Source organism: Actinoplanes sp. DH11 (assembly GCF_020873875.1).
Taxonomy (GTDB): Bacteria; Actinomycetota; Actinomycetes; order Mycobacteriales; family Micromonosporaceae; genus Actinoplanes.
The window spans coordinates 44086-67798 of sequence record NZ_JAHWGU010000017.1; the positions used below are offsets into that span (position 1 = coordinate 44086).

The following is a 23713-nucleotide window of genomic DNA, read 5'->3' on the forward strand; positions in this document are numbered from 1 at the left end:
AGCGGCCTGGCGGCCGTTCCCGGGTCACGCCGGGGGCGATCATGGCCCGACTTCTGCCGTTCCGGGCGAACATGAAGCCTTTTGTCCTACCGTCAAGGAGTGACGAGCCGACGCCTCACCGTAGCCGGAAGAGTCGCCCTCCTGATCCGAGCCGGGCTCATCGCGGGCCTGGTCCTCGCCGGCCTCTCCTATCCCCTGGCCGCACTCGCCGGGATGGGGGTCAAGGCCGGCACCGACGCGCTGCAAGCCATGCCCGAAGAACTCACGGAGGTGCCGACCGCGCAGACCACGTACGTGTACGCCAACGACGGCAAAACCCTGCTCACCATGTTCTACGAGGAACATCGCAAGCAGACCGCGCTCAAGCACATGTCCCCGTACGTCATCAAGGCGATCGTGGCCTCCGAGGACTCCCGCTTCTACGAGCACAACGGCGTCGACGCGAAAGGCGTGGCGCGCGCGTTCGTCGCCAACCAGCAGGCCGGCGGCGTCTCCCAGGGCGCGTCCACGCTGACCATGCAGTACGTCCGGATGGCGCTGCGGGACAGCGCGCGCACCCCCAAGGAGGCGCTCGAGGCCACCGAGCAGACCGCGACCCGCAAGCTGCGGGAGATGCGGATGGCGATCGAGGTCGAACAGCGCCTCAGCAAGGAACAGATCCTCGAGCGGTACCTGAACACCGCGTACTTCGGGCACCGCGCCTACGGGATCTTCGCGGCCTCGCAGGTGTTCTTCTCCAAGGCGCCGAAGGACCTCACCCTGACCGAGGCGGCCCTGCTCGCCGGGCTGGTCAAGGCGCCGTCCGCGTACGACCCGGCGACCAAGGACCAGCGGGCGGCCCGGCAGCGCCGCAACTACGTGATCGACCAGATGCTCAAGATGGGTTCGATCACCCCGGACCAGGCGGCCGCCGCCAAGAAATCCAAGATCAAACTGCGGCTGACCGCGCCGCCGAACGACTGCGTCTCGGTGCCGGCCGCGCACAACGACTGGGGCTTCTTCTGCGACTACTTCAAGAGCTGGTGGCGGGAACAGCCGGCCTTCGGCCGCACCGCGCAGGAACGCGAGGAGAATCTGCGGCGCGGCGGGTACCGGGTGGTCACCTCCATCGACCCCGGCATCCAGAAGCACGCGATGAAGCACGTCCTGGACAAGGAGAAGCGGGGCAGCCCGTTCGCGCACGGACAGGTCGTCGTGCAGCCCGGCACCGGGCGGCTGGTCAGCATGGCGGTGAACCGGCGGTACTCGCTGGACCAGAAGAACAACGGGCGGCACAGCGACCGGCGCACCGGCCGGGACACCAAAGGCAACTACCCGAACACGGTGAACCCGCTGCTCGGCGGCGGCAGCATGGCCGGTTACCAGGCCGGATCCACCTTCAAGATCTTCACGATGCTGGCCGCCCTGGAAGCCGGGATGCCGCTGCGCACCTCGTTCTATTCGCCGGAACGGTTCTACTCGCAATACATCACCGCGCCCGGCCCGGCGACCTGCGGCACACACTGGTGCCCGAAGAACTCCAGCAAGTCGATGACCGGCAACCAGACCATGTGGAGCGGCTTCGGCAAGTCCGTGAACACCTACTTCGTGCAGCTGGAACAGCGGGTGGGCGCGGACAAGGCGGTCCGGATGGCGGAACGGCTGGGGCTGCGCTGGCGCACCGAGGTGGACCGCAGGCTCGCCACCCCGGAACACGCCGCCGGCTGGGGCGCCTTCACCCTGGGCGTCAGCGACGCCACCCCGGTCGAAATGGCGAACGTCTTCGCCACCCTGGCCGCCGAAGGCCGGTACTGCGAGCCCCTGCCCGTCGTGTCCATCCGCAACCCGGACGACACCCACGCCGTACACGACGGCAAGCTGGTCGCGGCGCCGCGCTGCCACCGCGAACTGGCGGTGGACGTGGCCCGCGCCGCCACCGACGCGGCACGGTGCGTCACCGGTTACGGCTCGGCGCGAGGCAGCTGCGGCGGCTGGGGCACCTCCGAGATGGTGCACGCCACCCTGCGCCGCCCGGTCGCCGGCAAGAGCGGCACCACGGACGGCAACAAGACGGCCTGGTTCAGCGGTTACACCCCGGAGCTGGCGGCCGCCGCCTTCGTGGCCGACCCCGACAACCCGGAGCACGTGGTCGGAACGAGCCGCGGAACCATCTCGAAGTTCACCGTGGCCCAAACCCTGCGCGACGCCCTGGAGGGCCAACCCAAGACCAAGTTCACCCCGCCCTCCGACAAGCTCGTCTGGTAGCCACCCCCGCCCTGCCGCACCGCATTGCCGCACCGCATTGCCAACCCACCGGCCGCCGCGCACCCGCGCGGCGGCCGGCCCGCTTTCCGGCCGGGCCTCTACCGCTCTCCGCCGGGCCTCAACCGCACTCCGCCGGGCCTCAACCGCTCTCAGCCGGGCCTCAACCGCACTCCGCCAGGGCCGCTTTTCGCTTCGGCCGGTCGGGGATCAGCCTGCGCGGCGCAGCTGGGTCCGGCGCCGGGGTGGTCGCCAAGCGGGGTCGTGGCCGGCCAGGCCCACCGCCTGCAGCAGCGGATCCTCTGCCGCGTCGACCGGCACCACCGGCCCGAACAGGCCCGGCGTGCCCTCCGGCGGCGACTGCGAGAGGAAGTCGATCAGGATTTCCAGGGCACGCGGGTCGGCCGCGTAGTCCTGACCGGTCGCGCGAGCCAGATCCCACCCGTGCACGACCAGCTCGGTCATCGCGAACATGCCCATGTCGGCGGCGGGCAGGGTCACCCCGCCCACGGTCGCCGTGCCCGACCAGGCGGACGGGTCACGCCACGCGGTGGCCAGCTCCTCCAGCACCACCGGAAGCCGGCTGCGCCAGTGCCGCGACAGATGCTCGGCGGACGGCTCCGTCGCCGGGTTGTCGGCTCGCTTGCGGGCACCCTGGGCGAACGCGTAGGACAGACCCATCAAATGATCCAGGAGAGCCGCGACCGGCCAGCCGGTGCAGGGCGTAGGCCCGGACAGATCACCCTCGTCGACCCCGAGCAGCAGAGCCCTGATCTGACGAACCTGTGGATCGAAATCCAGCGGCACACGATCGGCCACGACGCCCTCCTTCGCTTGTCGTATGCCTCACGGTACGAGTGAGGTACGACAACTTCCGGGGACGACGATCACCTTTCGCACGCAGGGCGGTTTCCGGCTCCCGGGGCTGGTCACCCACGTGCGAAGCCTCCCATCAGGCCGCCGGATCGGGGCCGGCTCAGGCTCAGTTGTGGAGCGTGATGTCCGCGGTGGGGCGGCTCTCCTGACCGGCGGGATGTCCGGGACCCTGGTTCGCCGGCCGGAGCGGCCCCTGGTTCGCCGGCGGCCCACCGGGGTTGGGCCCCTGCGGGCCGGCAGGTCCGGACGAGCCGGCAGGTCCGGACGGCAGCATCGCCTGAGCGGGCGGCCTCGGCGGCATCGGGCCGTTCGACGGCATCGCCGCGCCGCCGGGCGGCCTTCCGTCAGGTACCCACTCCCCCTGGGTGTGCTGCCACTCGCCGGCAGCTCCGGGGCCGTGCTGCCACTCACCCACACTGCCCTGCCGGTCACCCGGTGCGCCGGACCCGTGCTGCTGGTCACCCTGCGCGCTGGGCCCGTGCTGCCACTCGCCCTGCGCGGCCGGGCCGTTCTGCCGGTCACCCTGCGGGCCGTGCTGCCACTCGCCCACACTGCCCGGGCTGTACTGCCGGTCACCCTGAGCGTCCGGCCTGTGCTGCCGCTCGCCTGCGGCCTCCGGTCCGTTCTGCCGGTTGGCCTGCGCGCCGGAGGCGTGGTGCCATTCCGCATGCACGGCTGGGCCATCCGACCACGCGCCCTGTGGAGCTGCGCCCTCCGACCACTCACCGCGTGCGGCGGGACCGTCCAACCACTCGCCCGGGATATTCGGCCCGTCCGACCGGCCGCCGGGGCCGTTCGACCACTCGCCGGGCGCTTCCCAGTTCTCCTGTTCCTGCCGGTGCGGGCCGCTGTGCCACTCCCCCGGCGGCATGCCACCGGGGGGCCCGGAGCGTCGCGGAGCGCCGTGGCCGCCCGGACCATACGGCGTGGCCGAGCCGGAACCCGGCATGGCCGGGCCGGAGCCTTGCCGCACGGCCTGGCTGGAAGCCGCATGCCCCGCCGGACCGGAACCGGGCTGCACCGCCGGACCGGGCTCCTGCTGCACGGCCGGACCCGATCCCGGGTGCACCGCCGGACGGGATCCGGGGTGGACCGCCGCGCCCGGACCGGGCTGCACGGCCGGACCCGAACCGGGCTGGACCGCCGGGCCTGAACCCGGCTGGATGGCCGGGTTGGCACTGGGCTGGACGACGGGGTTGGCGCTGGGCTGCATCACCGGGTTCGCGCTCGGCTGCGACGCCGAGCCGGCGCCGGACTGCCTGGCCGGGCCGGACCTCGCGGGCATCGGAACCGGTGGCATCGGCACGGGTGGCATCGGCGGCATCGGCACCGGGGGCATCGGCACTGGCGGCATCGGGGGCATGGGCGGCATCGGGCTCGCCGGGTGGGGCTGAGCCGGCCCGGAGGGCACGCCCCCCGGCGGCATGTTCGCCGGCTGGTGGTTGGGCGGCGGCTGAGATGCCGGCTGGTGGTTCGGCGCCTGGTGCGGTGCCGGGGCGTGGTTCGCCGGGGGCATGGCCTGCGCCGGGCCGGGTTGCGCACCCGCGGCCTGGCTCGGCCCGGCCAATGCCGCCGCGACCAGCCGTTTGGCGATCTCGGGGGCGGCCGCCCAGTGCAGGCCCAGCTGGGAGGCGTGCACCTGGCGCCAGACGAAGCCCTCCGGGTTGCCGCCGGACCAGGTCCACGCCGGGGTGGCGCCGGCGCGCGGCGCGACGATCGCACGGTGCTGCTTGTAGCCAGTGATCCGGGCGCCGGCGGGCGCCAGCACGGACGTGCTGGGCGCGGTGGCCTCGCGGTACCCGGCGACGGTCTGCTCGCCGGTCGTCGCGGTGGCATCCAGGACGCCGCACATCGGCCGGCCGTCCAGCTCCCGGGTCAGCCAGGGGAAGGCGATGCCCTCCGCGACGACGGGCCAGCCGTCCCGGGCGAACTGCGCGACGGCCGCACTGAGCCGGTGGTTGGCGGAGAGCTCTTCCGCGTACCCCTCGGGCAGACCCGCACCCACCACCAGGCCGCGCGTGCCCGGCGGGAGCGTCTCGTCGCGCAGCGGGTCGATCACCGCGACGTCGGCGCCGGCCGCGGCGAGCAGCTCGGCGGTCTCCACATACGTGTACGGAGCGCCCTGCCCACCCGCCAGCGCGATGATCGGCCGCTGGTCGCCGGCCTCACCGCCGGCGGCTTCGGACGGCGTCCAGATCGGGCCCGGCAGCGGGGGCGCGGACGCGGCGAGCGCCATCAGCCGGTCCATGTCGAGCATCGACGCGACCGCCTCGCCCAGCCGGCGGATCGCCCGGCCGGCCTCGACCGTGCGGTGTGCCACCGGCACCAGGCCGTGCGTGCGGGCCGGCAGCACGTTGGGCAGTTCGCCGCGGTGCAGCGCGCCCAGCACCGGCATGCCGATGTCGTCCATGGCGCTGCGCAGCATCTGCTCGTGCCGGGCCGAGGCCACCCGGTTCAGAATGACGCCGTTGAGGTGCACCATCTCGTCGAACATGCGGAACCCGTGGACCAGCGCGGCGAGCGAGTGACCCATCGCGGCCACGTCGACCACCAGCACGACCGGGGCACGCAGCGCGGCCGCGACCGCAGCCGTGCCGTCCACCTCGGGCTGGCCGGTGAGGCTGTCGAACAGGCCCATCGCGCCTTCGACGACGGCCAGCTGCGAACCGGCCGCGCCGTGCGCGAAGAGCGGGGCGACGCGCTGCGCGCCGACCAGGCGCGGGTCGAGGTTGCGGCCGGGGCGGCCGGCGGCCAGACCCAGGTACGCCGCGTCGGTGTGGTCCGGGCCGACCTTGAAACCCGCCGCCGGGATGCCGCGTGCCGTCAGCGCCGCGAGCAGCCCGACGGCGATCGCTGTCTTGCCGTGGCCCGACGACGGTGCGCTCACGACCAGACGAGGCTGGGTGATCAATGTCTCCCCCGAGGATTCCGCAAACGGCGGTCGCGTGGTAACAACTGCCGGATGTCGCAGACTACCCGGCTGCGGCGGGCCGTACCGCCTCGCCAGGTAGCCTCGGGGGGTGTACCGGTTCCTGCTGACGCCCCGCTGGCTGGCCGCCGCCGCGCTGACCGTCGTCGCTGCGGTGGTCATGGTGATGCTCGGCAACTGGCAGCTGCGGCGCTATCACGAGCGCACCGGGATCAATGAACGGATCGACTCGGCGAACTCGGCGCAGGCGGTCCCGCTCACCTCGGTGCTCACCGCACCGACTGCCGCCGGGACGCCGGGCGCTGCTCCTGGGGAGTCGCTGGCCTGGACAAAGGTGACCCTCACCGGTCGATACGACCCGGCCCACGAGATTCAGGCCCGGGGCCGGACGGTCGAGGCCGAGGTGGGCTTCGAGATCGTCACCCCGCTGATCCTGGACGACGGCACCGCGGTCCTGGTGGATCGCGGCTGGGTGCCGGCCGGTCCGGGCGGGGCACTCGCGTCACCGGAGGTCCCGGCCGCGCCGGCCGGGCGGGTGACTGTCGTCGGGCAGATTCACCTGTCGGAAAGCCGACCTGGCGCCGTGGAGCAGCGGGACGGCCGCCTGGACACCCGCCGGATCAGCATCCCGCGCCTGGCCACGGAGTTGCCGTTCCCGGTCTACGGGGCCTACGTGTTGCTCACCGAGCAGAGCCCGGCCGCCGATCCGGCGTTCGTCCCGGTGCCGATCTCGCACGAGGACGCCTGGCAGAACGGCGGCTACGCGGTCCAGTGGTGGATCTTCGCGGGCATGGTCTTCGTCCTCTTCGGCTGGCAGGCACGCCGCGAGGCCCACGGCCTGAACACCGACGGGCCGGCGCCGGGCGTGCCGGCCGAGGCGACGCTCGACCGGCGCCCCGAGAGGCCCCGCGACCGCGTCGAGGCCGCTGACCAGCGCCGCGCGCAGCAAGCCGATCAGCGCCGCGCGCAGAAGCCGGAGCCACTCGACCGTGTCGAGGCCGCTGACCAGCGCCGCGCGGAGGAACGTGCGGCCGCGGCGGGTGCGGGCGCGGACCGTCGTCTCGCGGCGCCGGGCGAGGGCGATTAATCTCGCGGGCATGACTTTCCCGCCGGGTGACCCGTGGGGCTCTCCGGGGCCGTTACGCCCGGACCCGGCAGCTGCGCCCGGCCCGGGTCCAGCGCCCTACCCAGGTCAAGCACCCGGCCCGGCACCCACCGGACCGGGTCCGGCACCCGCACCCGGTCCGGCACCCGCCGGTCCGCCCGCCACCGGGCCGGTGATCGTCCAGATCGCGGAGATCGAGGTCACGTCCAGCCTGGTACGCACCCCGGTCGGCGACTTCCCGCTGGCCGGCTCGCAGTGGCAGGTCACCGACCACTGGTACGGCCAGCGGCGTACCCCCGGCTGGGCGAAGCTCGTCGCCTTCGCCGGCATCTGCCTGACCGCCGGTCTCAGCCTGTTCCTGCTGCTCTACAAGGAGACCGTTCCGCAGGGCACGGTGCACGTCACCGTCGTCAGCGGCACCCGGCAGTACGTGGCCCGCATCCAGCTGAGTTCCGAGGGTGACGCCGTAGCCATCAATCAGCAGGTCAACTACGTCCGCAGCCTGGCCGCCCTTTAGCGCGCGCCCGTCGCGGCAACGCGGCCGAAGCCGGAACCGCGGCCGGAACCGGAAACGCGGCTAGGGCTTGAGGGCGCGCACCGCATCGATGGTGTCCGCCTCGGCGGCCGTCTTGTCGTCGCGGTAACGCAGCACGCGGGCGAACCGCAACGCCACCCCGCCCGGGTAACGCGGCGACGTCTGGACCCCGTCGAACGCGATCTCGACGACCTGTTCCGGCCGGACCCGCACCGCCCAGCCGTCGTCCGCGACGGCCAGCTCCTGGAATCGTTCGGTCTGCCAGCGCAGCAGTTCGTCGGTGAGCCCTTTGAACGTCTTGCCGAGCATCACGAACCCGCCGGTGGCCGGGTCGCGTGCGCCGAGGTGCAGGTTGGACAGCCAGCCGCGGCGGCGGCCGTGGCCCCACTCGGCGGCGAGGACGACCAGGTCGAGGGTGTGCCGGGGTTTCACTTTCACCCAGGCCGCGCCGCGACGGCCCACGTCGTACGGCGCGTCGGGCGCCTTGACCACGACGCCTTCCTGGCCGGCGGCGAGCGCGGCGGCGAAGGCGGCCGCGGCTTCCTCCTCGGTCCCGGCGGTCGCCCGGCCGACCAGCAGTTCACCGGGGAGTGTGTCGGCGAGGGCCGCCCAGCGCACCCGGCCGGGTTCGTCGAGCAGGTCGGTGCCGTCGAGGTGCAGCAGGTCGAAGAAGTAGGGCACCAGGGCGACGTCCCCGGCCGCCGTGGTGCGGGTGGCGGCCCGGCTGGAGATCTCCTGGAACGGCCGCGGCCGCCCGTCGGGGCCCAGGGCCATGGCCTCGCCGTCGAGGACGGCCTCGCGCAGGGGCAGCGCACGGACGGCCGCGACGACGCCGGGCAGCCGGGCGGTGATGTCGTCGAGGCTGCGGGTGTAGATGGAAACATCGTCGCCGGATCGGTGCACCTGGATGCGGATGCCGTCCAGCTTGGTGTCGACGACGGCCGGTGTGCCGGTGGCGAGCAGGGCGGCGGCGACGTCGGGCGCGCTGCTGGCCAGCATCGGGCTCAGCGGGGTGCCGACCCGCAGGTGGATCTCGGCGAGGGCGGCGGCACCGCCGGTCAGGGCCGCCGACGCGACCTGTTTGAGGTCGCCGCAGAGCAGCAGGGCGCGGCGCACCGCGGTGGCCGGCACCTGGGCGGCTGCGGCGACCGCCTCGGCCAGCAGCCCGGCCTGCGCGCCTTGGCGCAGCTCGCCGCCGAAGAGGCCGACGAGCAGGCGCTGCTCGTCGGCGGTGGCGGCGCCGAAGAGCGCGCCGAGCCGGTCGCGCCGGCGGGCCTGGGAGCCGGCGCCGGCGACCGTCGAGATCTCGGCGATCGCGGCGTCGACCGCGGCGACGGTCAGGGTGGGCTCGGCCGCCGCCGGTGGCAGGTCGCGGAGGGCCGCATACCCCACACCGGTCTGCCGCTGGCGCAGCTCGCCGGCGAGGAAGGCCGCGCCCGCCGTGATCTCGCCTGGCTCGAGGCGGCGCAACGCGTCGGCCAGCAGCTCGATCTTGGCTTTCCGGCCGGAGGTCGAGGTGACGGCCGCCGAGGTGGCAGCGATGTCGAGGAATCGCACGTGACCCATCCTGGCAGTTCAGGCCGCTTTCGGCTCGCTCACCCGGAAGCCGCGGGCCCGCACCGAGTCGGCGACCCGGCTCAGCTCGGCATCGAGGGCGCAGAGCACCCGGGAGAGGTCTTCGAGGTGGTCGGTGAGCGTGGCGTCGTCCCACCCGGAGACGTCGACGTCTCCGAGGGCGTGGGCGGCGGCACGCAGGCGGGCGATCGACTCTATGCGATCGCGGGTCCGTAGCCGGTCGAGCGTGTCCCGCGGGCCGGCGGGCAGGGCCCGGACGACGCGGCTGGTCGGCACAGGCGCGATTATCGAACGCATGTTCGAATCCTAACAGGATTGATCGTCCGCGCTACCCCCGGAGATCCACCGATGTCGTCATCCGGACAGCGCGTAGCGGAACCTCGGCTCCGCCTCGGCCGGCTCCGCCCGCGCCGCCACGAACCCGTCCGGCCGCACCAGGTAGAGCAGGCCGGGACGCAGCGCGGTGCCCGGGGCGGCGGGGAACAGATGGACCGCAAGGCCCAGGTCGGGTACGGCCTCGGCAGCCACACCCCCGTACCCGTGGATCTGCCACTCAGCCGCGCGCAGCACCTCGTGGTTGCCGCCGGTCCACGGCAGCCGCCGCCCCACCACCGGGTCCCGGCGCCGCGACCGCCCGGGCACGTCCGATCCGAGCCGGTAGTGGATGCGCGTCTGCGAGACGTACTGGAACAGCCGCGACCCGGCCGCCGAGCGCGGCAGCAGGCGGACACCGATCGGCGCGATCAGGGGGACGACGAGGCGGCGCAGGGTACGGGCCGGGAGGCGAGCCGACGTGATCAGGCCGAACAGCCGGTCCGTGGTCGACACGAGCTTGCGGGCGACCGGGCGCCGTTCGGCCTCGTACCGGTCCAGCCAGCCGTCCCGGCGCACCCCGCGCAGCACGTCGGCCAGTTTGAAGGCAAGGTTGTGCGCGTCCTGCAGACCGGTGTTCATGCCCTGCCCGCCGACCGGCGAGTGCACGTGCGCGGCGTCACCGGCCAGGAAGAACGGCCCGTCCCGGAACGCGGCCGCGACCCGGTGGTGCACCCGGTAGGTGGCGAACCAGCGCGACACGTCGTAGGTGACGCCGAAGGTCCGGCCGATCCGCTCGCGGGCGTCGTCCTCCTCGAGCCGGCCGTCGCCGCCGGTGTCCCGGACCGCGCCGATCAGACGCCAGTTGCCGTCGCCGCGCATCGGGAACGCGACAAGGAAGTCGGAGCCGTCCGGTCGTACGTTTATCGCGCCCCCGACCAGGCCGCGGGTGCCGGCCGCGTCCAGCACGAAGAACCGGTACGGGTTGGTGACCCCTTCGAACGGGATCCGGCGGGCCCGGCGGACCAGGGAGTTCGATCCGTCGCAGCCGACGCAGAACCGGGCCCGCACGGTGTCGTTGCCGACTTTCGCCTCGATGCCGTCCTCGGTCTGCACGACCGCCGTGACAGGCGTCTCCCAGTGCACCTCCCGGCCGAGTTTGCGCAGGTTGTCGTAGAGGATCTCCTCGTTGCGGCTCTGTTCGAGGACCTCGATGTACGGGTACGGCGTGATCAGGGCGCCGAGCGGTCCCAGCGGGATCCGGCCGAACGCGCGCGGGCCGTAGCCCGGCGCGAACGCCTCGGCCCGCCGGGCCGCGTCGAGCACCTGGTCGCCGATGCCGAGCTGGTCGTAGATCTCCAGGCTGCGCGCCTGCACGACGAGCGCCCGGGACTCCCGGGTCGGCCCGTCCTTGGTGTCCGTGACGATCACGCGCACCCCGAGGCGGGTCAGCCAGTTGGCGAGCATCAGGCCGGTCGGCCCGGCGCCCACCACAAGGACCTCGCACGACAACTCGGCCATCGGCCAACCCCGATCTACTTCGTGGACAAGGTCTCCGCGACGTTCTTGAGCAGCAAGGCCTCGGCCACGCAGACCCGCTCGAACTCACCCAGGTGCAGGCTCTCGTTCGGGCCGTGCGCCGCCGAGTACGGGTCTTCGACGCCGGTCACCAGGATCGCCGCGTCCGGGAAGAGCTCCTGGAACGTGGCGATGAACGGGATGGAGCCGCCGACACCCATGTCGACCGGTTCGGTGCCGTCCCAGGCGTCGCGGAAGGCCGCCCGGGCAGCGTCGTAGACCGGTCCGGTCGCGTCGATGACGCACGGCGAGCCGTCGCTCTCCAGCTCGATCGTCAACTGCGCGCCCCAGGGCACATTCTTCTGCAGATGCGCGGAGACAGCGGCGAAAGCGGACGCCGGGTCCTCCCCCGGTGCCAGCCGCACGCTGATCTTGGCCCGTGCGGACGGCTGGAGAGCGTTCGCCGCCTCCAGCGTCCGCGGCGCGTCGATGCCGAGCACCGAGATCGACGGCTTGGTCCAGATCCGGTCGGTGATCGTGCCCTTGCCGATCAGCTCGACGCCGTCGAGCATCCCGGCCTCGTGCCGGAACCGCTCCGCCGGGTAGTCGACGCTCGCGCCCTCCCGGCCCACCAGGCCCTCGACCGCGACCTCGCCGGACGCGTCGTGCAGCGTGGACAGCAGGCGGGACAGGGTGATCAGCGCGTCCGGCACCGGGCCGCCGAACATGCCGCTGTGCACGGCACTCTTCAGCACCCGGACCTCGGCGAACAGGTTGACCAGGCCGCGCAGCGAGGTGGTCAGCGCGGGCTGCCCGATGTCCCAGTTACCGGAGTCGGCGATCACGATCACGTCGGAGCGCAGCTCCTCCAGGTGCTCGTGGATGATCGTGTCGAGGGAGTCGGAACCGTACTCCTCCTCGCCCTCGACGAAGACCACCACGCCGACCGGCAGCTGGTCGCCGAACGCGCGCAGCGCCGCCACGTGTGCCATCACGCCGGCCTTGTCGTCGGCGGCGCCCCGGGCGTAGAGGCGGCCGTCCCGCTCCACCGGCTCGAACGGGTCGCTCGTCCAGAGCGCGGGGTCGCCGGCCGGCTGCACGTCGTGATGTGCGTACAGCAGGACGGTGGGCGCGCCCGCCGGGGCCGCCTTGCGGCCGATCACGGCCGGCTGTCCGCCGTGGCGGACGATCTCGGTGTCGAGCCCGCACCCGCGCAACAGCTCGGCGACCGCCTCGGCGGAACGCTCCACGTGCGAGTGGTCGAAACCTTCGAAAGCGATGCCCGGGATCCGCACCAACCTTTCCAGGTCGGCGCGGACACCGGGCAACTCGCGCCGGATCGCGGCGCGCAGATCGGAATCACTCAGGCTCATGCCGCCGATGGTAGGCCCGCCGCCTGCCGGGCAGGGGCCGGGCTGCCCGGCTCACGGCTCCGGTGTGCCCTCGCCGCCGTTGGTGCCCCGCCCGCGGCGGGCCGCGTCGCTCGCCCAGTTCATCGCCCGGCCGGCGGCCGCGCCCGCCATGTCCGTCGCGCCACCACCCACCCGGCGGATCAGGCCGACCAGCGGATCCTGTGACTCCGAGAAGTCCTGCCGGTAGGCCTTGGCCGCGGCCTTCACGTCCTCGGAGACCGAGGCGTCGCCGTCCGAGTCGCGCCGCGGATAGTCGCCGCCGAGGATCGCCGCATACTCCCCCGAATCGATCCACCTGCGCAGGTCGGCGGCCCGGGCGACCGGGAACGGGTGGGTGCTCCACGCCGTCATGCCGAGCTTGTGGAGGCTGTCGCGCAGGTCACCGCCGCCCTCGTACTCCGCGGCCTGCTCGAGGAACGCGGCCGTGTCGATCTGTGAGAGGTCGCCGCCGCCGGCCAGTTTCATCAGCAGCCGCAGCGAGGCCGCCGGATCCTGACCGGCGAGCAGGCCGGCCCGGTCGGCGGAGAGCTCCGCCTTGCGCCACCACTCCAGCATCGCCGCGATGATCGCCCGCAGGGCGATCGCACCCACCGGCAGCCAGCTCAGGTTCGCCGCCCAGCTGGTCAGGATCGACATGATCGTCTTGTAGACGGCGTGGCCGCTGCGCACGTGACCCAGCTCGTGCCCGAGCAGGGCGCGCAGCTCGTCGTCGTCGAGTTTCTCCACCGCGCCGGTGGTGATCACGATGAACGGCTTGTCCAGGCCGATCGCCTGACCGTTGATGATCGGGTTCTGCGAGACGTAGAGCTCGGGCAGGTCGGGCACGTCGAGCGTGGCGGCCGCCTCGGTGAAGCGCTGGTAGACCCGCGGGTACTGCCGGTGGTCGACGCGGATCGACCCGGCCAGGAAGGAGAGTCGGAAGCCCCGCTCGTTCCACATCCCGAAGAAGGTCTTCACCACGTCGTCGAACCCGCGCAGCTCGCGCAACGCGGACAGCGCGCCGCGGTCGGCCGGATGCTCCCAGGCCCGCGAACTGATGCCCGTCAGGGTCACCCGCCGGCGCACCGGCTGATTCGCATCGTCGGTCGTCGTCATCGATGTCACCCCGATCCCCACCGCTTCGCGCGGCGGTCATGGCTGCGTCCGGCCCTGCCAAAGTACGCCCGGAGCGCAACCGTGTCGTCAGGGTCAACCCCCTACGGGGGCTCCCGGCGGCACGAACGGCAGCCCCACCGGCGCGCCCTTCTCGATCAGCCGCCACAGGGCATCGGTGTCCAGATGCTCGGCGACCAGATCACCGAGCACGTCCAGGGCACGCTCCCGGATCGCCGCGTATCGGGTGTCCGGCGCGACCCGGAAACCCGTCCGGCCGGCCTGCCGGGCAGCCCGGTCCAGGAACCGCCGGCGGAACTCGTCGGACTCGAACGCGCCATGCCAGTGCGTGCCATGAACGTTTTCGGCCACGGCACCTTCCGGACGGCCGTCCGCGTACCTCAGCAGCGGCTCCGGCGCGCCCGCGGACACGTACCCATGATGGATCTCGTAGCCCCGCACCGGCGCGCCCAGGCCCGACCCGGACGGACGCGCCAGCGTCTTGCGCGCCGCGAAAGTCACCTCGGTGGGGAGAAGTCCCAGGCCGGGCACCGTGCCGCGGCCGCTCTCCACCTCGTCGTGGATGCTGCGCCCCAGCATCTGGAAGCCGCCGCAGACGCCGAGCAGCGGCTTGCCGGCGGCGGCATGCGCGCGCACCGCGTCGGCCAGGCCGGTCTCGCGCAGCCAGGCCAAATCGGTCACTGTCGACTTCGAACCGGGCAGCACCACCAGATCGGCATCGGCCACCTCGGCCGGTTCGGCGGTCAGCCGCACGTGCACGCCAGGCTCGGCGGCAAGGGCCTCGGCATCGGTGGCGTTCGAGATCCGCGGCAGGCGGACCACCGCGACACGCAGCCACTCCGTGCCGCGCGGCGGGCCCGGACGACCCAGGACCCGGCCGTACGCGAGGGAGTCCTCCGCATCCAGCCAGATGTCCGGATGGAACGGCAGCACACCGTGCACCGGACGGCCCGTCGCCTCGGTGATCATGTCCAGCCCGGGCCGCAGCAGACCCAGGTCACCGCGGAACTTGTTGATCACAAAACCGGCCACGAGCTGCTGATCCTCCCGGGACAGCAGCGCCAGCGTGCCGAAGAACGCCGCGAAGACACCACCCCGGTCGATGTCACCCACCACCACCGCCGGCAGGCCGAACCGGCGGGCCAGACCCATGTTGACGAAATCGCCGTCCCGCAGATTGATCTCGGTGGGGCTGCCGGCGCCCTCACAGATCACCGCGTCGTACTCCGCACGCAACTCGGCCAGCGCGGCGTAGGCGGTCTCCGCCAGCCGCGGCTTCAACGACCGGTAGTTGCGCGCCGTCGCCGTGTCCACCGCCTCGCCCAGCAGGATCACCTGGCTGGACCGGTCGCTGCCCGGCTTCAACAGAACCGGGTTGAAGCGCAGATCCGGCGCGACGCCACAGGCCGCCGCCTGCATGGCCTGCGCCCGGCCGATCTCACCGGCCCGGCCGTCGCGACCCAGGACGACGACCGAGTTGTTCGACATGTTCTGCGCCTTGAACGGGGCGACGCGGACGTTGTTGCGGTGCAGCCAGCGGCAGATGCCGGCGGTGAGGATGCTCTTGCCGGCGTCCGAGGTGGTGCCGGCGACCAACAGGCCGGTCATCTGATGGGCCCTTGCGGGCCCGCCCCGCCCCCGCCGCCACCAACCTTGATCGAGCCCCGCACGCCCGCCGCGGCTGCCGCCAGCACGACCGCGACCGCACCCACCGCCCCCGAAACCCGGGCCGCCCGCCGCAGATGCACAGCACCCGGCCGGGGCCCGTCCCCCAGGAACGGCCGGACCTCACTGCGCCCGAAGTAGACGTTGCGCCCACCCAGCCGCACACCCAGCGCACCGGCCATCGCCGACTCGCACTGCCCCGCGTTCGGCGACGGATGATCGTTCCGGTCGCGCCGCCACACCCGCAGCGTCTCCGTCGGCGACCCGCCCGCGATCGGCGCGACCGCGACCGTGAGCAGCCCGGTCAGCCGCGCCGGCGCCAGGTTGAGCGCGTCGTCGAGCCGTGCCGAGGCGGTGCCGAACCGCGCGTACCGCGTCGACCGGTGCCCCACCATCGCGTCGAGCGTGTTGGCGGCCCGGTAGCCGAGCAGACCGGCCGGGCCGAGCAGCGCACCCCAGAACAGGGGCGCCACCACGGCGTCGGACGTGTTCTCCGCGACCGATTCGACGGTGGCCCGGGCCAGTTCGGGCTCGTCGAGCGCGGCCGGGTCGCGCCCGCAGAGGTGGTTCAACCTGCCGCGAGCGGCGGGCACGTCGCCTGCCGCGAGGTGGCGCGCCATGGTCCGGCTTTCCTTGCGGAGCGTACGGGCTCCGAGCACCGTCCACGTGGCGGCGGCGGTGACCGCGAACCGGGCCGCCGGACGACCCCGCGTGACCCGTGCGGCCGCGTACCCGGCAAGCACCGGCACCCCGACCGCGATCGCGGTGAACGCCGCACCCGCCCCGCGGGTGGGCCGATAGATGCGCCGTTCCAGGGCGGCCGCGGCCGTCCCGAACCCGGCGACCGGGTGGAACCGCCGTGGGTCACCGACGGCGGCGTCGAGCAGGTAGCCGGCGATCAGCCCGGCCGCGTCGGCGGCGGTCACCGGCCGAACGGCGTCAGGTCGACCGCCCACACGGCCAGCCCGGACGGCTCGTCGGGCTCCTCCGGGAACGGAACCGGTTCGAGCTCACCCCAGACGATCGAGCCGGGCGCCCGGTCCTGGAGGAACTCGACGACGATCGAACGCAGGTCGTCGGTCACCTGATAGTGGTCGTCGAACGGGAGGTCGCTCGGTTTGCACGTGCCGACCGAGCAGCGCAGCTGCCCGGCCACGGCGTCGTGCCAGACGTAGAACGTCGCGGCGCCCCGGTGCCCGGCAGCGGCCACCTGCTCGCGCAGCACGGCCGCGGTCTCCTCGAACGTGGTCACGACCTCGTCCGCGGACAGGCCCATGCGCTCGTGCGGTGGTGCACCGAACCAGTTGGTGTTGACCCGCTCGGCCGCCGGGTCTTCCGGCGCGAGCACCACGGTTTCGCTCACGATGGCGCGGATGTCCTTCAGAAGCACGGGTCCAGTTTGCCGCGTCGGGGTGCCCGGCACCCAATCGGGCCGCTCCGACAGCCGGGCGGAGAGAACGGCACGATCGGTTAACGAGGCCTGTTCCGGCAGGCAGCGAGCATCGATGTCCGGACCCGGGATGTCCGGCAACCGGGATGTCCGGCAACCGGCGGCCTGGCCGGTGACCCCTACCGGGCCAGGCCGCCGGGCGCCGCCGCGCCGGAGTGCACCGGGAGAATGCCTCCGGGCGGCGGCTATCCGGGAATGCCTCAGGCCGCGACCGGCTCCCGCTTGGCGCCCCGACGGGTACGCCGTGCGGCGGCCAGCGGCGACGGAGCCGTCTCCGCCGTGCCGGTGTTCTCCTCCTCTCCGGGTTCCGGCTCCCCGGTCCCGCCGGGACGGCCGGCGCCGACCGGACCGTCGGTGAGCCCGGCGACCACTTCGAGGAACCCGGGCTCCGGCTCACCGGGCTCCGGCTCGGGCACGCCGTCGCCGTACCGCACCGGCGCCTCGGTCTCGTCCAGCTCGGTCGTGGACTCGCCGCGGATCAGCGCGTCGGCCTCCGGGTCCTCGACGGCGCTGAGTGCGGGCACCGGCTTGTTGCGCTGGAACCGGCTCCGGCCACGGTTCAGGTCGTGGCCGATCGCGAACGCCTCCAGCTCGTACGAGACGCGGGTCCTCTTGTCCTCGTCGACCCACTCACGCGTGTAGATCCGGCCGTAGACGATCACCGGGTCGCCGACCAGGATCGACGACGTGACCCCTTCGGCGAGCCGGCGCCAGGCGGTGACGCGGACCCGCAGGCTGTCGCCGTCGATCCAGCGGCCGCTCTCCCGGTCGTAGCGGCGGGCCGTCGAGGCGACCCGGAAGTTCGCCACGAGTTGCTGGGAGTTGTTGGTGAGCCGCCACTCCGGGGCGGTGAGCACGTTGCCGACGACAACGATGTTGGTGTCGAACACGAATTCCTCCTCAGGACGTCGTTCGCATCGGTCGGCGGCCAGCCTGTCCGCCGCGGCACCGCGGCGGCGGAAGTTCGGGCCGGGCCTGTGGACAACCGCTGGACTGTGGACAACGCGCCGGTGTGGAGGCCGATCTGTTATGGCGCATCGGCGGCTACTCATGGGTAGCCTGGCTGCGTGGAGACCGATGTTCTGGGATGGCCGTACGAGCGGCACACCATCGACCTGGGCACCGACGACGAGGGCCCGGTCGTCGCGACGCTGGTCCGGCGGCGGGCCGAGACGCCTTCACGGCGGGCCGTGCTGCACGTGCACGGCTTCGTGGACTACTTCTTCCAGACCCATCTGGCCGACTTCTTCACCGAACGCGGCTGGGATTTCTACGCTTTGGACCTGCGCAAGTACGGCCGCAGCCTGCTCGCGCACCAGACACCCAACTTCACCCGCAGCCTCACCGAGTACTTCCCGGAACTCGACGAGGCGGCCCGGATCATCCGCGACGTCGACGGCCACGACCAGCTGCTGGTCACCGGCCACTCCACCGGCGGCCTGATCACGTCGCTGTGGGCGCACGCGCGCAGCGGCCAGGGCCTGGTCGACGGGCTTTTCCTGAACAGCCCGTTCTTCGACTTCAACCTGCCCTGGGTGGTGCGGCGGCCACTGATGTCCCTGATCCTGGCGGTGAACGGCCGGTCCCCGTACCGCAAGATGCCCGTCGCCTCCCTCGGCCTGTACGGCCAGAGCCTGCACAGCGACCACCACGGCGAATGGAGTTACGACCTGAGCTGGAAACCGATCCTCGGTTTCCCGGTCCGGATGGGCTGGCTCGACGCCATCCGCCGCGGCCAGCGCCGCCTGCGCGCCGGCCTGTCCATCGACGTCCCAGTGCTGGTCGCCTGCTCGAACCGCACCTTCCGCGGCCGCGAATGGCACGACGACGTCCACGTCTCCGACGCCGTCCTCGACGTCGACCACATCACCCGCTGGTCCCCCGCGCTCGGCCCCCGCGTCACCATCGCCCGCTTCGACGGCGGCATGCACGACCTCACCCTCTCCGGCAAGGGGGTACGGGCCGAGGTGTTCCGCGAACTGGCCCGCTGGACCGACGCCTTCCTCCCCGCCCCCGGCACCCCCGACGTCGAGATCCCACCCGCCCCGGAGGACCACGCCGGCGTGTCGATGCAGCTCGAGGCCGCCGAAGCAGCAACCGAGCACGCCGCCACCGACGAGGCGGACGACAGATCCGGCACGACCGCCTAGTATGTGCAGGCCAGCGCTCGTAGCTCAGCGGATAGAGCAACGGACTTCTAATCCGTCGGTCGCAGGTTCGAATCCTGCCGGGCGCGCCATCAAGAAGCGGCTTCGACCTTGCAATCCCTGGTGGTTGCAGGGTTCCGCTCCATCGGGCCTCATCGCCAGCGGCCGGGGATGTTGATCTGCTCGCGATGCGAAATCGCGGTTTTGACCCCTTGATCACAGCGATTTCGTAGTGCTAGCAGATCAACACCGCCGCCCGCACCGCCCCGCCCGGACGGTTCGGGTGCGTGGGGGCACCACTTGTTGATCTCCTGGCTTACCGTGGTGATCAGACACCCCACCACCAGGAGTTCTGATCTCGTTGTTCGTTCTCGGCATCATCCTCGCCGTAGTCGCTGTCGTTGCCCTCCTCGTCGCCGTCTCGGGCCGGACGATCCCCAAGACCCGCCGCACCGCCTGGCTCACCTTCGCCGGCGCCTCCCTCGCGGCCGTCGGTTTTCTCGTCGCCTCCTGCATCACCGTCGTGCCCACCCGGAACGTGGGCATCGTGACGGCCTGGAACAAGCCGACCGGCCGGACCACCGGCGCCGGATTGCAGTGGACGGCGCCGTGGGAGGACATCGACGAGTGGGATGCGTCCGGGCAGACGTACGCGCACCTCGGTGAGGAATGTGTGTGGGTGACCATCGCGGCGCAGCGGCGGGCCTGCATCCCGGTGCAGATCGAGTGGTCGGCGAAGGCGGAGAAGGCCCCGGAGAACTGGGCCGCCTACCGGGAGGTGGGTGGCAAGTCGCGGTTCGAGGTGTTCGTGGAGCGCCGGGTGAACCCGCAGATCAACGGGTCGCTGACCTCCATTTTCGCGTCGTTCGACCCGCTCGGGGCGGTGGATGTGACGAGCGGGGACGCACCGGCGCCGGATCTGAACAAGACCTACAAGGAGCCGCTGATCGGGGCGCTCACGTCGGCCCTGGGTGACGAGATCGTGGTGAAGTCGGTGGCGTTCGAGTCGCCGCGTTACGACGACCCGACGACGCAGGCGATCGCCGCCTACGGTCAGAAGATTCTCGAGGCCCGCAACCTGGAGATCGACCGGGCGAACGCGAAGACCCGTGCCGAGATCACCCGTACCGATGCGAGTGTGGACCAGGTGGCCCGTTGTCTGCAGATCGCGGAGAAGCTGGGCAAGGAGCCGGGCCTGTGCATGGGCAGCGGTGTCTCGCTCACCCGCCCGGTCGGTCAGACCGAGAAGTAGCGGCCGGCTCGCGCGCACCGGGCTCGGACGGGGCCTCGGTGCGCCGGGCCAGCCCCACCACGCCCCAGGCCATGACGATCGCGGCCACCCCGGCCAGGACCAGCCCCGCCACCCCGAACCGCACCCGCTCGTCGAACAGCACCACTCCCGCGACGGCCGCGACGAGCGGGTTGGTCACGCTCACCGTGGCGAGCGGCGTGGCCAGCCCGGCACCCCGGTACGACAGCTGACCGAGCACGTACCCGCTCACCGCGAACGCCACAACCATCCCCGCGGCCGGCCGGGACACGGCGCCGAGGCCACCCGTGGTGAACGAGGCGAGCACCGACTTGGTGAGCACGGAGGCGATCCCGAACGCCGTGCCGGACGCCCCGGCGAGCAGCATGGCGCGTACCCGTGGCCCGGACCGCCACGCGCCGAGTGCGCAGACCAGCACCACCCCGGCCGTGATCAGGGCGAGGGCCCGGGCGGCGCCGGAGCCGAGCAGGGCCGGCCCGGAGGCTTCCACGGAGAGCGACAGGATCAGGGCGAGTCCGAGAACGGTCAGTCCGGCGCTCACCCAGCTGCCCCGGCTGATCGGCCGCCGGTAGCGGATCACCTCGATCGGCAGTGCGAAGAGCAGGGTCAGGGTGCCGAGGGCCTGCACGACGGCGACCGTGCCGAAGTTCAGCGCGATCACGTGCAGCCCGACTCCGGCGCCGGTGAGCAGCAGCGCGACGGCCCAGCGGGAGACGCCGCGGTGGCCGCGCTCGGCGAGGCGTTCCTGTGCGACCGCCGCGACCGCGTAACTGGCGGCCGACAGCAGGGAAAGACCCACGGCCCATCCCAGCGACCCCATCGCCCCCCACCTCGCGATCACCGCAGCCGTACCCGGCTTCATCGACGATAGCGAGTGCGAGCCCACCGCCGGGTGACGGATTACCCCGTACGGGCTCGATCCACTCGGTCCGGGAAATACGTTTCGCCCGGCCCGGGTTGTTTGCCACGATCACCGGCACGGAAACGCGACTGAACCACATCCGCTGCGGGGCCGTAACAGTTACCGCATTGACCGGCAGATGGGACCACGAACACACCGATCCGGGTCCGCCGTACCGGGGGACTAGGCTTGACGCCCGTGAACTGGGCTTCGGCGTGGCGGCCCGGGCAGCCCACCGAAACATGGAACGGAAGATGATGATCGACCAGGCCAAGGTGCGAGTCCTTCTATTGGAGAGCATCCATCCCGACGCGGTTTCCCGGCTCGAGGAGGACGGCTTCCAGGTCGAGTCCCTCCGTAACGCTCTCGACGAGGCGGAGCTGATCGAACGCATCCGCGGCGTGCAGCTGCTCGGCATCCGCTCCAAGACCCAGGTCACCGCGAAGGTGCTGGAGGCCGCCGACAACCTGGTGGCGATCGGCGCGTTCTGCATCGGTACCGATCAGATCGACCTGAACAACGCGTCCGCGGCCGGCGTCGCAGTCTTCAACGCGCCGTTCTCCAACACCCGCTCGGTCGTCGAGCTCGCGATCGCCGAGATCATCGCGCTGACCCGCCGGCTCACCGAGAAGAACACGCTGATGCACAGCGGCGTGTGGGACAAGTCCGCGGACGGCGCGCACGAGATCCGCGGCCGGCGGCTCGGCATCATCGGGTACGGCAACATCGGCACCCAGCTGTCCGTGCTCGCCGAGAACCTGGGCATGGCGGTCTCGTTCTACGACACCGCCGACAAGCTGGCCCTGAGCAACGCCCACCGCTGCGCCAGCCTGGACGAGCTGCTGGAGACCAGCGACATCGTCACCATGCACGTGGACGGCCGCCCCGGCAACGCCGGCTTCTTCGGCGCCGAGCAGTTCGCCCGGATGCGGCCCGGCAGCCTCTTCCTGAACCTGTCCCGCGGCATAGTGGTCGATCACCTGGCGCTGCGGGACGCGCTGAAGAGCGGCCACCTGGCCGGCGCCGCCGTCGACGTGTTCCCGAAGGAGCCGAAGGGCCGCGGCGACGAGTTCGTCTCCGAGCTGCGCGGCCTGCCGAACGTGATCCTCACCCCGCACATCGGCGGTTCCACCGAGGAGGCGCAGTCCGACATCGGTGGCTTCGTGGCGAACAAGCTGGCGAAGTTCGTGACCGAGGGCAACACCACGCTCAGCGTCAACCTGCCGGGTGTGGCCCTGCCGGAGTCCCCCGGGCTGCACCGCATCGTGCACGTCCACATCAACACGCCGGGCGTACTCGCCCAGGTCAACCGGATCATGGCGGAGCACAACGTCAACGTCGAGGGCCAGCTGCTCAGCACCCGCGGCGAGTACGGCTACCTGATCACTGACATCGCGGCGGGTTACAGCGACGACGTGCTCGACCAGCTCCGGGCCATGGAGCAGACGGTTCGCCTGCGCGTGCTGTCCTGATCCGGCACGAACAGCGCCGCCCCTCGGCGAGGGGCGGCGCTTCGCGTCATCGCGCGTTCTCGACGGTCAGCAGCGTGATCGGCGCCGCCGCGTCGACGTCGTAGCGGTCGGCGTTCTGCCAGTCCTTGGGCGTCAGCGTGGAGCCGGGCGGAACATCACGGAGAGTACGCGTACCCGCCGTCACCGTACTGGCCCCGCCACCCACCTTGACCCGCACCGGACTGCTCGCCGGCGCCCGCAGCAGCAGTTCCTCCATGCCGCCGGTGATCCGCATGGGCACGGTCCCGTTCGCCTTGGCCAGGGTCATCTCGGCCCGCCGGGTGCCGCCGACGATCTCGATCCGGCTGACCCGGCCGGCGCTGAGGTCCACGATCCGCTCGGCCGCGTACCCGGAGAACCGCAGCGTCCACCGCACCTCCGCGGCGAGCAGCACCTCGATCTCGCCGGCCGCGCTGTCACCCTCCCGGGTCACGTCGAGGCGCACCTCGTCGTCGCGCACCTCCGGGTTGGGGAAGACCCCGGCATCTTCGGCGGCGCTGATCCGGTAGAGATCCGGGCCAAGGTCGGCGATCTTGAGGCGTACGCGGTCGGTAGCCGCCAGCAACTCGAACGACGCGATGGTCCGGTCGTCCAGCGGCGCGCTGACCACCCGCTGGTCACCGCCGCCCTCCCCGATCTGGAGCATCTCCGGGATCTTCGACTCCGGCCCGGAGTAGTACACCATCCCGGTCACCACGATCGCGGCCAGCGCGACGATGCCGAGCAGCGTCATCCCGATGGACACCAGCTTCGACTGCCGCGGCGCCGCCGCCGGTGCGGTCGCGGCCTGCGCACCGCCGTCACCCCACACCACGAGTTCGTCCCAGTCGGACCGCCCCGCCGGCTTGTCCGCCGCGTCCACCGAGGACGCCGGCCGCCCGCCGTTCTCAAAGGAGAGCGGCGCCCACGACGACCCGGCGGCCCAGTGCTCAACCGGCGGTTCCATCCCCGCCGCTCCCGCGAACCCGCCCCGCGCGCTCGCCGACAGACCTGAGTCACTCGATCGCGCGGCATTCACCCCATATGCCGGGAAACCCGAAGAGGTGGCGGAAGCCCGCGAGGCCGAGGGCGCCCGGAGGGCCGAAGAATCGGGGCCCGAAGGAGCTGGGACCGAAGGAGCCGAGGAAGCCGCAGAGGTGGCCGACGCCGAAAC

At 72.2% G+C, this 23713-nt stretch carries 18 protein-coding genes, 1 tRNA gene and 1 pseudogene; 7 read left to right on the top strand and 13 right to left on the bottom strand.

The features are described from left to right. Positions 1 to 99 precede the first annotated feature (99 nt). Positions 100 to 2244 carry a transglycosylase domain-containing protein gene (locus tag LPA41_RS23990; RefSeq protein WP_229073012.1) on the top strand — a complete coding sequence of 715 codons (2145 nt, stop codon included), beginning with the start codon at positions 100 to 102 and terminating at the stop codon, positions 2242 to 2244. A 207-nt stretch (positions 2245 to 2451) separates the two neighbouring features. Here LPA41_RS23990 and LPA41_RS23995 read toward each other — a convergent pair whose 3' ends face one another. Continuing rightward, entirely contained in the window at positions 2452 to 3060 is a 609-nt protein-coding gene (locus LPA41_RS23995; RefSeq protein WP_229073013.1) for a TIGR03086 family metal-binding protein, read from the bottom strand. Between the two features lie 163 nt (positions 3061 to 3223). Then, positions 3224 to 6004, bottom strand: a complete 2781-nt coding sequence (locus LPA41_RS24000) for a cobyrinate a,c-diamide synthase (protein WP_229073014.1) — start codon at positions 6002 to 6004, stop codon at positions 3224 to 3226. A gap of 133 nt (positions 6005 to 6137) precedes the next feature. On the opposite strand from LPA41_RS24000, the pseudogene LPA41_RS24005 reads away from it, so the two are divergent. Together LPA41_RS24005 and LPA41_RS24010 are read left to right on the top strand one after the other, a co-directional pair. Continuing rightward, a pseudogene (locus LPA41_RS24005) lies at positions 6138 to 6878 on the top strand (SURF1 family protein); the annotation flags it as partial. 445 nt (positions 6879 to 7323) lie between these two features. After that, positions 7324 to 7668 (top strand): hypothetical protein, encoded by a 345-nt coding sequence (locus tag LPA41_RS24010; RefSeq protein WP_229073016.1) that lies wholly within the window; start codon positions 7324 to 7326, stop codon positions 7666 to 7668. A gap of 60 nt (positions 7669 to 7728) precedes the next feature. Here the strand turns inward: LPA41_RS24010 and LPA41_RS24015 are convergent, their stop codons facing one another. The 9 genes from LPA41_RS24015 to LPA41_RS24055 all read right to left on the bottom strand — a co-directional run bounded on the left by LPA41_RS24015 (position 7729) and on the right by LPA41_RS24055 (position 17621). Further along, positions 7729 to 9252 (bottom strand): ATP-dependent DNA ligase, encoded by a 1524-nt coding sequence (locus LPA41_RS24015; RefSeq protein WP_229073017.1) that lies wholly within the window; start codon positions 9250 to 9252, stop codon positions 7729 to 7731. Between the two features lie 9 nt (positions 9253 to 9261). Beyond that, positions 9262 to 9459, bottom strand: coding sequence for a hypothetical protein (locus tag LPA41_RS24020; protein WP_229073154.1), 198 nt, complete (start codon positions 9457 to 9459; stop codon positions 9262 to 9264). Positions 9460 to 9615: 156 nt separating this feature from the next. Next, positions 9616 to 11094, bottom strand: coding sequence for an FAD-dependent monooxygenase (locus tag LPA41_RS24025; RefSeq protein WP_229073018.1), 1479 nt, complete (start codon positions 11092 to 11094; stop codon positions 9616 to 9618). Between the two features lie 14 nt (positions 11095 to 11108). Next, positions 11109 to 12464 (bottom strand): dipeptidase, encoded by a 1356-nt coding sequence (locus tag LPA41_RS24030; protein WP_229073019.1) that lies wholly within the window; start codon positions 12462 to 12464, stop codon positions 11109 to 11111. Between the two features lie 51 nt (positions 12465 to 12515). Continuing rightward, on the bottom strand, positions 12516 to 13598 hold the full coding sequence (locus LPA41_RS24035; protein WP_229073020.1) for a M48 family metallopeptidase: 1083 nt from the start codon (positions 13596 to 13598) through the stop codon (positions 12516 to 12518). Positions 13599 to 13691: 93 nt separating this feature from the next. Next, on the bottom strand, positions 13692 to 15224 hold the full coding sequence (locus LPA41_RS24040; RefSeq protein WP_229073021.1) for a cobyric acid synthase: 1533 nt from the start codon (positions 15222 to 15224) through the stop codon (positions 13692 to 13694). Beyond that, positions 15221 to 16207, bottom strand: a complete 987-nt coding sequence (locus tag LPA41_RS24045; protein WP_308036606.1) for a cobalamin biosynthesis protein — start codon at positions 16205 to 16207, stop codon at positions 15221 to 15223. The genes LPA41_RS24040 and LPA41_RS24045 overlap by 4 nt, the downstream gene beginning before the upstream one ends. Next, positions 16204 to 16671 (bottom strand): hypothetical protein, encoded by a 468-nt coding sequence (locus LPA41_RS24050; protein ID WP_229073023.1) that lies wholly within the window; start codon positions 16669 to 16671, stop codon positions 16204 to 16206. The genes LPA41_RS24045 and LPA41_RS24050 overlap by 4 nt, the downstream gene beginning before the upstream one ends. A gap of 260 nt (positions 16672 to 16931) precedes the next feature. After that, positions 16932 to 17621 carry a single-stranded DNA-binding protein gene (locus tag LPA41_RS24055; RefSeq protein WP_229073024.1) on the bottom strand — a complete coding sequence of 230 codons (690 nt, stop codon included), beginning with the start codon at positions 17619 to 17621 and terminating at the stop codon, positions 16932 to 16934. A 177-nt stretch (positions 17622 to 17798) separates the two neighbouring features. On the opposite strand from LPA41_RS24055, the gene LPA41_RS24060 reads away from it, so the two are divergent. From LPA41_RS24060 to LPA41_RS24070, 3 genes are all read left to right on the top strand, one after another. Further along, positions 17799 to 18881 (top strand): alpha/beta hydrolase, encoded by a 1083-nt coding sequence (locus tag LPA41_RS24060; RefSeq protein WP_229073025.1) that lies wholly within the window; start codon positions 17799 to 17801, stop codon positions 18879 to 18881. Positions 18882 to 18894: 13 nt separating this feature from the next. After that, positions 18895 to 18970: transfer RNA gene (locus tag LPA41_RS24065), tRNA-Arg, on the top strand. A gap of 269 nt (positions 18971 to 19239) precedes the next feature. Then, positions 19240 to 20130 (top strand): stomatin, encoded by an 891-nt coding sequence (locus LPA41_RS24070; RefSeq protein ID WP_229073026.1) that lies wholly within the window; start codon positions 19240 to 19242, stop codon positions 20128 to 20130. Here LPA41_RS24070 and LPA41_RS24075 read toward each other — a convergent pair. Next, complete coding sequence (locus LPA41_RS24075) at positions 20099 to 20968, bottom strand: DMT family transporter (protein ID WP_229073027.1); 870 nt, start codon at positions 20966 to 20968, stop codon at positions 20099 to 20101. The two genes, LPA41_RS24070 and LPA41_RS24075, sit on opposite strands and share 32 nt — an antisense overlap. Positions 20969 to 21291: 323 nt before the next feature. Between LPA41_RS24075 and serA the strand changes: the two genes are divergently transcribed. Beyond that, positions 21292 to 22521: a phosphoglycerate dehydrogenase gene (serA, locus tag LPA41_RS24080; RefSeq protein ID WP_229073028.1), complete on the top strand. Its 1230-nt coding sequence runs from the start codon at positions 21292 to 21294 to the stop codon at positions 22519 to 22521. A 46-nt stretch (positions 22522 to 22567) separates the two neighbouring features. Here serA and LPA41_RS24085 read toward each other — a convergent pair whose 3' ends face one another. Next, positions 22568 to 23506, bottom strand: coding sequence for a hypothetical protein (locus LPA41_RS24085; protein WP_229073029.1), 939 nt, complete (start codon positions 23504 to 23506; stop codon positions 22568 to 22570). Positions 23507 to 23713: the final 207 nt, after the last annotated feature.